At 56.6% G+C, this 9,874-nt stretch carries 14 protein-coding genes; all 14 read right to left on the bottom strand.

The features are described from left to right. Positions 1 to 322: 322 nt before the first annotated feature. The 14 genes from ACUXUR_RS10920 to ACUXUR_RS10855 all read right to left on the bottom strand — a co-directional run bounded on the left by ACUXUR_RS10920 (position 323) and on the right by ACUXUR_RS10855 (position 9,872). Entirely contained in the window at positions 323 to 1,177 is an 855-nt protein-coding gene (locus ACUXUR_RS10920; protein ID WP_445502368.1) for a CheR family methyltransferase, read from the bottom strand. Continuing rightward, positions 1,174 to 2,232, bottom strand: coding sequence for a protein-glutamate methylesterase/protein-glutamine glutaminase (locus tag ACUXUR_RS10915; RefSeq protein WP_445502367.1), 1,059 nt, complete (start codon positions 2,230 to 2,232; stop codon positions 1,174 to 1,176). Before ACUXUR_RS10915 ends, ACUXUR_RS10920 begins: the two co-directional genes overlap by 4 nt. 61 nt (positions 2,233 to 2,293) lie before the next feature. Continuing rightward, positions 2,294 to 2,677: a response regulator gene (locus tag ACUXUR_RS10910; RefSeq protein WP_445502366.1), complete on the bottom strand. Its 384-nt coding sequence runs from the start codon at positions 2,675 to 2,677 to the stop codon at positions 2,294 to 2,296. Positions 2,678 to 2,733: 56 nt separating this feature from the next. Continuing rightward, positions 2,734 to 3,183, bottom strand: coding sequence for a hypothetical protein (locus ACUXUR_RS10905; protein WP_445502365.1), 450 nt, complete (start codon positions 3,181 to 3,183; stop codon positions 2,734 to 2,736). Then, positions 3,180 to 3,524: a flagellar protein FlgN gene (locus ACUXUR_RS10900; protein ID WP_445502364.1), complete on the bottom strand. Its 345-nt coding sequence runs from the start codon at positions 3,522 to 3,524 to the stop codon at positions 3,180 to 3,182. The genes ACUXUR_RS10905 and ACUXUR_RS10900 overlap by 4 nt, the downstream gene beginning before the upstream one ends. Before the next feature lie 10 nt (positions 3,525 to 3,534). Continuing rightward, complete coding sequence (locus tag ACUXUR_RS10895) at positions 3,535 to 3,681, bottom strand: rod-binding protein (RefSeq protein ID WP_445502363.1); 147 nt, start codon at positions 3,679 to 3,681, stop codon at positions 3,535 to 3,537. 337 nt (positions 3,682 to 4,018) lie between these two features. Then, positions 4,019 to 4,417 carry a hypothetical protein gene (locus ACUXUR_RS10890; RefSeq protein WP_445502362.1) on the bottom strand — a complete coding sequence of 133 codons (399 nt, stop codon included), beginning with the start codon at positions 4,415 to 4,417 and terminating at the stop codon, positions 4,019 to 4,021. Between the two features lie 6 nt (positions 4,418 to 4,423). Further along, on the bottom strand, positions 4,424 to 5,176 hold the full coding sequence (fliR, locus tag ACUXUR_RS10885; protein ID WP_445502361.1) for a flagellar biosynthesis protein FliR: 753 nt from the start codon (positions 5,174 to 5,176) through the stop codon (positions 4,424 to 4,426). Then, the gene (flhA, locus tag ACUXUR_RS10880) at positions 5,173 to 7,248 is read right to left on the bottom strand and encodes a flagellar biosynthesis protein FlhA (protein WP_445502360.1); all 2,076 of its coding nucleotides are present in this window, start codon (positions 7,246 to 7,248) and stop codon (positions 5,173 to 5,175) included. Before flhA ends, fliR begins: the two co-directional genes overlap by 4 nt. Before the next feature lie 125 nt (positions 7,249 to 7,373). After that, positions 7,374 to 7,640: a flagellar biosynthetic protein FliQ gene (locus ACUXUR_RS10875; protein WP_047187604.1), complete on the bottom strand. Its 267-nt coding sequence runs from the start codon at positions 7,638 to 7,640 to the stop codon at positions 7,374 to 7,376. Positions 7,641 to 7,642: 2 nt separating this feature from the next. Beyond that, a complete protein-coding gene (flgD, locus tag ACUXUR_RS10870; protein WP_445502359.1) occupies positions 7,643 to 8,038 on the bottom strand; it encodes a flagellar hook assembly protein FlgD in 396 nt (131 codons plus the stop codon). Between the two features lie 15 nt (positions 8,039 to 8,053). Next, positions 8,054 to 8,476, bottom strand: coding sequence for a flagellar biosynthesis repressor FlbT (gene flbT / locus ACUXUR_RS10865; RefSeq protein ID WP_445502358.1), 423 nt, complete (start codon positions 8,474 to 8,476; stop codon positions 8,054 to 8,056). Further along, entirely contained in the window at positions 8,473 to 8,820 is a 348-nt protein-coding gene (gene flaF, locus ACUXUR_RS10860; RefSeq protein WP_445502357.1) for a flagellar biosynthesis regulator FlaF, read from the bottom strand. Before flaF ends, flbT begins: the two co-directional genes overlap by 4 nt. Positions 8,821 to 8,837: 17 nt before the next feature. Then, a complete protein-coding gene (locus tag ACUXUR_RS10855; RefSeq protein WP_445502356.1) occupies positions 8,838 to 9,872 on the bottom strand; it encodes a flagellar hook-associated family protein in 1,035 nt (344 codons plus the stop codon). Positions 9,873 to 9,874: the final 2 nt, after the last annotated feature.

Below are 9,874 nucleotides of genomic sequence, written 5' to 3'. Positions count from 1 at the left end.
TAAAATGAAGCGGCGTCATGCCATGCCCTTTCGAAGGGCCTTCATAGTGCGTTTGCGATGCATCGTGCGTTCAACATCTCGCCCGCTGCATCCATGAAGCCGTTTATGGACGAATCATCCTGAGGCGTCAAGTACAGAAACTAAGTAATGAGCGAACTTTATTGTTTAATTTCTATTAACGACAGTAATCGACCAGCACAAAAGGCTCCCGCTCGCGCGGAAGCAAACTACGTGTTGACTCGCCATAAGAGATGGCGAGCGATCTCTGCAGCGTCCGGCCTGATCAGATCTTTTGCAGAATCATATGATCAGACCAGCTCATTCAGCGCGTTCCAGCCAGGGCCGTTCTATGAGCCGCTCCAGCAGGAAGGGCCTTTGTGTAGAGCCCGCGGTATGCCGGGTCGAGCGACAGCGCATCACTGATGCCGAGGATCGTCTCCGATGCTCCGAGCACCAGAGCGCCATCGGCTGTCATCAACTGTGCAATCCTGCGAAGCACATTCGACTTCATCGTAGTGTCGAAATAGATCAGCACGTTGCGGCAATAAATGATGTCGAACGACCCAAGCCGGCTGAAATCCTCGATGAGATTGAGATAGCGAAAATCCACCATGGAGCGGATTTCAGGTGCGATCTGCCATTGATCGCCCTTCTGCGTGAAGTACTTGACGAGAAGCCTGATCGGCAGACCACGCTGCACTTCGAATTGGTTATAGACGCCCGCCCTCGCCTTCTCTAGCACCTCGTTCGAGATATCGGTTGCGATGATCTCCACCTGCCACCCCGGCATGCGCGCAGCCGCTTCCTTGAGAAGCATTGCAAGCGAGTAAGGTTCCTGCCCCGTCGAGGCAGCCGCGCACCAGATGCGCAAGCGGCGGCTCGCGGCTCTCTCCTTGAGGAATCTCGGCAGCAGAACATCCTGGAACAGGTCAAAAGGCGCCTTATCCCGGAAGAAGAAAGTCTCGTTGGTCGTCATAGCCTCGATCGTTGCATTCTCGAGGGCAGGAGACCGGCCTGCTTTGATTTCCCAAATGAGTCGAGACAGGTTCTCGACTTTGAAACGTGTGCAAACGGGAGCAAGCCGGCTCTCAACGAGATAACGCTTATCGGGAGAGAGGGCCAACCCTGACCGGGCTTTGAGGAAAGTGCGCAGAGCTTCGAATTCAATCTCGGTCATCGTGAGGCTCCGGCAATCATACCCTTCAATGAGCGGCCAATGGCATCCAGAGGGAGAACTTCATGGGCAAGGCCAGCCTTCACCACGCTTCCGGGCATACCCCAGACAATGCTTGTTGCTTCATCTTGAGCAATGACGGTTGCACCAGCCTTGACCAGATGACGGGCTCCATTCGTTCCATCGGCCCCCATCCCTGTCAGCACCGTTGCGATTGCAGCCCCTCCATAGACAGAAGCGGCCTCCCGAAACAGCACGTCTACGGCAGGCCGGCAGAAATTCTCAGGAGGAGCATCGCTGAGCCGTATGATAGGCTTTCCCGAGACGGAGACGACGCCCATGTGGCGCCCACCCGGGGCAACAAGTACTGTGCCCGCATTGATCTCCTCTCCGTCTTTCGCTTCGTGGCAGGGAAGCGAGAGCAAAGTCTGCAGATGCTCGGCGAAAACAGCCGTGAACATCGCAGGCATATGCTGAACGATCAGAACCGGAATCCTCGGAAGGACAGGCTTGAGATCCTGCAGCACTCGCTCGACGGCCCTTGGGCCACCGGTTGAAGAACCGATGAGAAGACATTGTGGCCGCGCGTTGCTCGACCTTGGCGGAGGAGACTGCTGGGAAGCAGGGATATTCGGAACAGGGACAAGACTCGGACGGGACTGTCTCGGCTTCGGGGCGCCGAGAGCCCTCAGTTTTTCCACGAGGTCGCGCCGGAACTCTGCCGCAGCATCTACAGCGCGCGCGCTTTCAGGCTTCGCAAGATAATCAACGGCACCCAAAGACAGGCACTTCAGGGAAATCTGCGCATTTCGCTGTGTCAGAGTGGAGATGACAATGACTTTGCTGGCAGGGTGAGCCTTCAAGATCATCGGTAACGCCGCCAGACCGTCGATCTCGGGCATTTCGATATCGAGAAGAACAATCTCCGGTTTATGTCGCTCTGCAAGATCGACAGCCATCCGCCCGTTGGACGCGGTGCAGACGACATCGAAGCCTCCCGCTTCCGTCACCCACCGTGCGATCATCCCGCGGATGATCGCACTATCGTCAACGATCATGACGCGAATCGGCTGAGCTTGCATAGCTATAGGTCGTGTGAGGCGATCCACTGGCATAGCATCACACAGAGGGAGTTTCCGAAAGGAGGCCCAACCCCTGGAACTTTGCAGCCAAAATGTCCTTGTCGAAGGGCTTCATGATATACTCGTCCGCGCCGGCTTCCAGCGCTCGAGTAATGTGCCCCATGTCGTTCTCTGTGGTGCAGAATACAACCTTGGGGGCATCACCACCTGGAGATTTTCTCAGCTCTTTGAGAAAGTTGTAGCCATCCATGATCGGCATGTTCCAATCGAGCAGAACGACATCGGGCATTCTGGCCAGGCACTTCGCCAGGCCAATCTCCCCGTTCTCAGCCTCTGCAACTTCGAATGCGAGGCTTTCGACGATATCACGAGAGACTTTCCGGATCGTCCGAGAATCGTCAACAATCAAGCAATAGCTCATGGAAGAATTATCCCTGGTAGTCGCAAGGCCTCAAATCACTCTTTAAAGTAGCCAGATCAGGAGCGGATGTCGGATTTATCGATGAAGTTGAAATTCTCGATCAGAATTTCTTTTATGATATCGGCACCTAAGCGCTTATTAATTCTATCTCTGACGTTGCCGATCATCCCGTTCACATTGTACCGGGACAACTTCCTGAAATCGAGTGTTTCGTCTGAATAGACATAGCGAAACACCTCGTCCTGAATGAAAGCTTCAGGCGGTATGGAGATCTCCCGCAAAGTCTTTGCATCGGCCGTGAACACAAGGTTTGCGATGACATAACCTTGAACCGCGCCTTCGGCGATGATCGGGATGTTCATGGGCGGGAGCTTCTTGTACTGCAAGCCTTCATAATGCGGCGTCTCCTCGGCTGGCGCCCTGCCGACCATCCAGGTGACAGCTGCGTAGCACGAACCGAGCGTGACAGCACAAACCCAGAAGCCGGCCATGACGTTCCTGATCATGCACCATAGCCCCCGCGCACCATGTGAGCCGAATATGTGCTGTCCGACTCGGCAGCCTGAATAGCGCCTGAGATGATGCTCGAGATTTCCTGCACCGCTCGCATGTGACGCTGCAAGATTTCCTGATTTCTCTCCAGCTTCGCTTTCAGCCTCTCGAACCGCTTCGCGGCAATCCCGTCAAAGGCAAGGGTTTCGGCAGCTCTCACCATCCGACTGATCTCCAAAAGGCTTTGGCTTTTGCGGCGGTTGAACTCGTCGAGATTTTTCAAATCACGAGACAACAGGGCCGCTGTCTCAAGATCCAATGTCTCCTCAAGCCGGTCCAATGATTTCATCAACATGCAGCTTCTCTTACTTCTTCGCGCCCAGGATATGCTCTGCAATTCCGATGCCGCCGGCCCTCGCCACCTGAGTGCCAATCTGTTCCGCCATCATGGACTTCCAGATGGAGCCGGCATTGCCTTTCCCGTAGGTATTCTCCGCATTCTTCGGAAGCATCGATTCAACGAAGCTCTGGAGAACAAAGGCTTCGAACTCCTGCGCAGTCCGTCTCGATTTAGCGGCCGCAGCGGATTCAGCATCATTCCGAAGGGAGTTCCGGATCTGATAAACGTCTGCCCCTCCGCTAATAATAGGGCGAACGGAAACAGAGCGAACAGTGTCTTCGAAGCTCGGTCCAGAGACAGGAGTTGCGCCTTGCATAAGGCTCTGTGCGGCCGCCTGGTAGCGCGCAGGATCTGCCGCTCTGGCAACCTCGCTGAGAATGTCTGACGGGGGGCTGATCGCCATTGCGATCCTCCTTGTTTCACTTCAATCGGACTCTAGACCATGAGGCTTACGGGAGGCTTGTGCTGTCCTTTTGAGCCATGCTCTCAAGAATAGCGATCAGCCCCTTCTTCTCCTCACCCCGGCGATGATCCTCTTTGAGACGCGAGTAGACTTTCTCCGTGCGCTTGACCTGGAGCGCCTTTTCAACCGTGAGCGCCTTTTGCTCAATGATGGCAGTCTGCGTCCGCGTCTCTTCCAGTGACAGCGTCTTCAGCCTTTTGGCCAGGATGTCGACAAAGAGACCGTGCAGCACATCGGAAGCGCCCATCGTTTCGAGTGTCTCTTCTTGGGCCGCCTTGAGCTCGCTTTCCTGGCGGCGGAGATTGGCGAGCTTTAGCTCCGCGCTTTTATGAAGGTGCTGCTGGACCTTGATCAGTCTGTCGATCTTCCTGAGTCTCTGTTTCATCAATCGTCAGTCCCGCAGCCACGCCGTAAAGGCTTCGATGAAGAGCAGAATGTAATCCTGCGCGGCAAAGTACATGACAAACAGCCCCCCGAACATCACAAAGGGGGTTGCAATGAAGAAGACCGGTATCTGTGGCGTCAGCTTGTTTGTGAGTCCGGCCACGAGGTTTACGATGACGGAGTAAATCAGAAATGGACTGCTGATCCGCAGGGCCAGGACGAAGGCGACCCCGACCTGGTCGACCAGCTCCGTCAAAGAGGTCTGGACAGCGAACCCCTGACCGACTGGCACGCGCGAGTACGATGCGATCAGCCCACGAAAGAGCTCCCAGTGGAGGTCGGATAGGAAGATGACGGCCGTTGCCACCATCATAATCAGGGAACTGATCGCGGGAAGTGGCTCCGCTTCATCGATCGGCGTTCCAGGCATGCCGCCATAGCCAATGGCCATGGATACGGCGCTCAGCATCGTTTGAAGGGCGAGGAAATAAACTCTTCCGAGCAGCCCTATCAGCAGTCCGACCAGCAGTTCAGAGGCGATCCAAGTGAGTGTCACTGTCGGGGCCTGCCCGGCGACCCCGGTTCGTATCTTATCCATCAGGACGGGCGCGAGGGCCAGGCTCACGGTCAGGGCCAGGAAGAGCCGAACCTGAGGCGGGATTCTGTTGCTGGAGAATGCCGGCGCGATCAGCATACAGCCGCCGATACGGCAGAAGATGAGGAAGATCCCAAGGATTGTGTCAGAGACTACTTGGCTCACGCGACGGTACCAAGCGAGTTGACTTCGATGCCTCGTGCGATCTCCAGATGAGACAGAACCGGCAAGGACGAGAACATGCGCTCGATGATCATGCGCACATACGGCCTCGCATCCGGCGCCGTCACGATGGCGAAGTTCTTGACCTGACCCATGCGGGTTTTGATGGCTTCCGAAGCCTCCGTACCGAATTGCTCGACAAGACGTGGGTCGATATCGAACTCGATGACGTCACCCTTGGCATCGCGCTTCAGGCTTTGATGGAACGCGATATCCCACTTGTTTCCGAGACGCAGCACATTGAGGGCGCCTCCCTCGGCAAGATCGCCACAGATCTGCTGCGCCATGCGTACCCGGACGTGCTCCACCAGCTGCTCGGCCCGTCGGGCATGGGGAGCGATCTCGGCAACCGCCTCGAGGATCAGGCTCAAGTTACGGATCGAGACGCGCTCGGCCAGCAGCAGCTTGAGCACCGCCTGCAGCCCGGAATAGGAAATCTGGGACGGACAGATATCGTCGAGAAGACGCTTGTACTCGGGCTCGAGCCCGTCCAGGAGATTGCGGACATCCTTGTAGGAAAGGAGCTGGGGCAGGTTGTTGCGAATAACCTCGCTGAGGTGCGTGAGCAGAACGGATGCCCCATCCACGGCCGTGAAGCCCTGGCGCTTGATCTCGCCAGCATAGGCATCCGAAACCCAGAGAGCTTTCATGCCGAATGCAGGCTCGCGCACTTCATCTCCCGGCACATCCGGGACCGGACCGTCGCCAAGAACGACAAGAAGGTCGCCCGGTCTGATCTCATGCGTCGCGACCACCGTGCCATGAATCTTGATCTGGTAACTCTTCGCCGGGATCATGAAGCTGTCGGAGAGTTTGACATCCGGAAGAACAAAGCCGAAATCCTGGGCGAATTTCTTTCTCATCTTCTTGACGCGATGGGCGAGGTCTCCGTGGGAGCTCGCCAGATGGGAAGACAGGTGCTTGCCGAGGCAGAGCTCCACCTCGGCGATCTTGAGCGATTCCTTCACCGCATCGCTCGCCTCCAAGAGATTTTTCTTCTGTTCCTGCTCCAGGTTCAGCTTTTCTTTCGCCGCTTGCTCGGCTCGAACCTTTGGAATGCTGTAGGCCACGAACCCCATGAAGCCGCCCAGCATCATGAAGGGAATCATCGGCAGACCAGGAACGATGGCGAAGATGAACATCATTCCGGAAGCGACCATCAGCGCACGCGGGTAGGCACCAAGCTGATCCAGCACGGCCTGCTGGGTCTGCCCGCGCGTGCCGCCCTTGGAAACGAGGAGGCCAGCAGCCAGGGAAACCACGAGCGCCGGGATCTGGCTGACGAGGCCGTCGCCAACAGACAACTGCGTGAAGACGTCGGCGGCTTTTGAAAGCGGCATGCCATGCCGTGTCACGCCGATGATGATGCCGCCGAAGATGTTGACTGCGATGGTGATCAGGCTCGCGACAGCCTCGCCGCGAACGAACTTCGAGGCACCGTCCATGGAACCGAAGAAGGCGCTCTCCTCTTCCAGTTCACGTCGCCGTCTCTGAGCCTCCTTCTCGTCGATGAGCCCCGCAGAGAGGTCTGCATCGATGGCCATCTGCTTTCCGGGAATCGCATCGAGGGTAAAGCGGGCGCCGACCTCGGCAATACGTGTGGCACCCTTGGTGATCACCAGGAAGTTGACGGTAATCAGAATGATAAAGACGACGATACCGATGACGAAGTCGCCGCTCATGACGAAGCGGGAGAAGCCACTGATCACATGGCCAGCGGCATCAACGCCGTGATGACCGTGAGAAAGGATCAACCGCGTCGAGGCGATACTGAGGGCGAGGCGAAGGAGAGTGGCGATCAGGAGTACGGTTGGGAAGGCAGAGAACTCAAGAGGCTTCTGAATCCACAGAGACACCATCAGGATGAGAACCGACAGGGCAATCGAGAATGCGAGCCCCATATCGATAGCCAGCGGCGGGATCGGCAGAAACAGGATCGCAAGGATAACGACGACGCCTGCGGCGAACATCAGATCCCGGCCGCGGTCCTTTACCATCGTGTCGCTAGACGCCATGTGTCTCTCCCTTCGGCGAGCCAATCATCCGTCTGACACATGCGCCATGAAGCTTGCGCGAAGGTCGCCTCGCGTCTCGCTGGGCCTTCGCTCCTTCGCGGCAGCCTCTCGAGGCCTCGGACGTCCTAGAACCCTGTAACAATTCGTCCGTAGACCAACTCCGTGAAGGCATAGATCTGGGATCCGACCAGCGATCCTGTGAGGAGCGTGACGACCAGGATGGCAATGATCTTGGGAATAAAAGTCAGTGTGACTTCCTGGATCTGGGTCAGGGCCTGGATCAGGGCGATCACGATGCCAATCACCATCGCGGCCAGGACCGCTGGCCCGGAGCCGATGATAACGGTCCAGATCGCCGCACGGACCAGCTCGAGAGCATCAATCTCGTTCATTGTCAGCTGATCACGATGCCGGGGCCAAGCAGGATCCGGGATCCGTTCGACAGTTGAGCGACAGCGCCATCGCTGGCGATCATGACTGAATCCACTTTGCCCGAAATGGTGCCGTCGGCCGAGGATATCGTCCGCCCGATCACGCTGTCGGCCTGAGACAGGGCAAAGGATGAAAGCAGGGCATCGAGCTTCTCGTTGCTCTTCACGCTCTGCTCGACCTGGGAAAACGTGGCCAACTGAGCCATGTATTCCGTCGATTTCATCGGATCCGTGGGATCCTGGTTCTTCATCTGCGTCATCAACAGCTTCAGAAAGTTGTCATAGCTGACGGTCGACGTCTTCTCGCTAGCGGATGTACCCTGACTGTAAGCCGCAGACGTAACAGAGCTGACATTCATTTCTCGACTCCCGGGCTAAGCAGCCTTCTCAGGCATCACGGCGCTTGTGGATGCAGTCTGGGACTCCACATTCTCGAAGAGCCCCCTGATCGCCTTTAGTGCTTCGAAGGTCCGCCTCCGGGCGACGAGATCTCCGATATTCCCCAACTGAGCCTTTGTGGTCTCGTCGGTTGTGACCACGAGCAGAGCGTCATGGATCTTATGGAAGGCTATCATCCCCTGCTGCTCTTCCTGAGGATTGATGAGGAGCGCCTGCACCACGAAATAGAGCTGCCGCATCGGTGTCGTAGCCTCCGCCAGCTGGAGCACGTGGCTCTCCAGAAGGAAGCGGGCATCGTTGAGGAGGCTCAAGGTGACCTTCTGACTGACGGTCAGAACGGCGCCGTTGATGAAAATCCGCTCGCCGGCCTTGAGAGAGAAACGCATTTTCGCAGTCATTTCAGGCCATCCTTAATGAGGACGTTGATATCGATAAGAGCATTGAGATTATTGTGCTCGCCTCGAACGACGAGATCGGATTCCCTCATCACCCAGAGACCGATCGAAATCAGCTGTCCTTTCAGCTTGTCGGGCAATGCATTCTCGGGATGTCCAAGATCCTTGATCAGAAAGGTCCAAAGGCGCTGGAGATAGACGATGGCGCCGAGCATTTCCGGAGATTGAGACGGGTATCCCTCTGCCGCACGCAAGAGGTCGACGGCGCGCTCGAAAAGATCGTACTCGCGTTGCCGGCAGTCTTTCGGCGAATCCTCAAGGATTTCAGAATAGGAGAACTGATACATTTACACTTTTCCTGCCGTTAAATGAAATTGATCAAGCTCAGTTGATTGAGTTGCGCAGTCAGGGAGTACGATGTCTGAATCTGAGTCGAGAGTTGGTCGACACGAACTTTCGCCTCAGCGGGGTCAATGGCCTCGTAGTTCGTGATCCTCTCCTCAAAGAACGTTTTCTGAAGGCTCATCCGCTCGTTGGCGTCATCGATCTTCCGCTGGGCCGTCCCGAGATCGGCCTCGAGTTCGGTTACTCCGGCAACACCCTCCCCGAGCGTCCCGATGACCCTGTTGAGCAGATATTCTCTTGTCTGATCGTTGAGACCTGCAATCCCGAGATCAAAGGTCATCGTGTAGGCCATCGCCAGCTGTCGGAAGGCGGTCTCATTTGCGTTGCCCGATGTCTCGACCCGCTCCGTCGGAGAGATCAGGCTTTGGATGTTCTGATCGGATGCGTTGGACCATGTGCCCTTCCACTGAGTCTCGAATAGATCAGCGAGCGGCCCGTCAATAAAAGCCTGCATTTGGGCGGGCGTGATATCCGCTACCTGCGCATCAGTCTGCGGGAAGGTGAAGTAGTCCAAGAACGCCTTGTTAATGGCGGCCCGAGGACCGGCATCGTAGGCTTTGAGGGGTTGAACTCTGGAGTTCACGCCGCCGAACAGGAACTGGTTTCCGACATTCTCGTTCAGATTCCCGACCAGCTTGTCCAAACTGGCCCGTGCCTGGCTTTGGATGAGGGCAATGTCCTGCGCTCCCACATGCATTCCAATCAGGGCGTTCTTGAAATTATCGCCCGCAGTACGAACCTGGTCGAGCGCGGCCGAGGTCGACTTGAGCCGCAGCGTCGCCGAGGTGTTGCTGTCGGTCAAAGCATCAAGAGCGGCTCTCTCCTGACGGAGAGAAAGCGACTTCCCGGTCTTGCGCCCAAGCGCCAGACCAACATCCATATGACGCCCGGTCACGACCTCTTTATTGGCCTTCACAAGCTCGGATTGGAGCTTGTCGAGCGTGGATCTGGGCGAATTCCAGAGGGTGGAGGAGGAGATGAACGTCGTCTTCATGT

This window comes from Microvirga medicaginis (genome assembly GCF_052658925.1).
Note: the sequence above shows the minus strand (reverse complement) of the source record. Positions and strands in the feature narration are given on the sequence as shown.

Coding starts and splice junctions, on each gene's coding strand:
- ACUXUR_RS10855 (WP_445502356.1), bottom strand. CDS start 9,872: ATGAAGACGACGTTCATCTCCTCCTCCACCCTCTGGAATTCGCCCAGA.
- ACUXUR_RS10890 (WP_445502362.1), bottom strand. CDS start 4,417: ATGAAACAGAGACTCAGGAAGATCGACAGACTGATCAAGGTCCAGCAG.
- ACUXUR_RS10900 (WP_445502364.1), bottom strand. CDS start 3,524: ATGTTGATGAAATCATTGGACCGGCTTGAGGAGACATTGGATCTTGAG.
- ACUXUR_RS10915 (WP_445502367.1), bottom strand. CDS start 2,232: ATGATCGTTGACGATAGTGCGATCATCCGCGGGATGATCGCACGGTGG.
- flbT (WP_445502358.1), bottom strand. CDS start 8,476: ATGACTGCGAAAATGCGTTTCTCTCTCAAGGCCGGCGAGCGGATTTTC.
- ACUXUR_RS10905 (WP_445502365.1), bottom strand. CDS start 3,183: ATGATCAGGAACGTCATGGCCGGCTTCTGGGTTTGTGCTGTCACGCTC.
- ACUXUR_RS10920 (WP_445502368.1), bottom strand. CDS start 1,177: ATGACCGAGATTGAATTCGAAGCTCTGCGCACTTTCCTCAAAGCCCGG.
- flaF (WP_445502357.1), bottom strand. CDS start 8,820: ATGTATCAGTTCTCCTATTCTGAAATCCTTGAGGATTCGCCGAAAGAC.
- ACUXUR_RS10875 (WP_047187604.1), bottom strand. CDS start 7,640: ATGAACGAGATTGATGCTCTCGAGCTGGTCCGTGCGGCGATCTGGACC.
- flgD (WP_445502359.1), bottom strand. CDS start 8,038: ATGAATGTCAGCTCTGTTACGTCTGCGGCTTACAGTCAGGGTACATCC.
- ACUXUR_RS10895 (WP_445502363.1), bottom strand. CDS start 3,681: ATGCTTCCGAAGAATGCGGAGAATACCTACGGGAAAGGCAATGCCGGC.
- flhA (WP_445502360.1), bottom strand. CDS start 7,248: ATGGCGTCTAGCGACACGATGGTAAAGGACCGCGGCCGGGATCTGATG.
- ACUXUR_RS10910 (WP_445502366.1), bottom strand. CDS start 2,677: ATGAGCTATTGCTTGATTGTTGACGATTCTCGGACGATCCGGAAAGTC.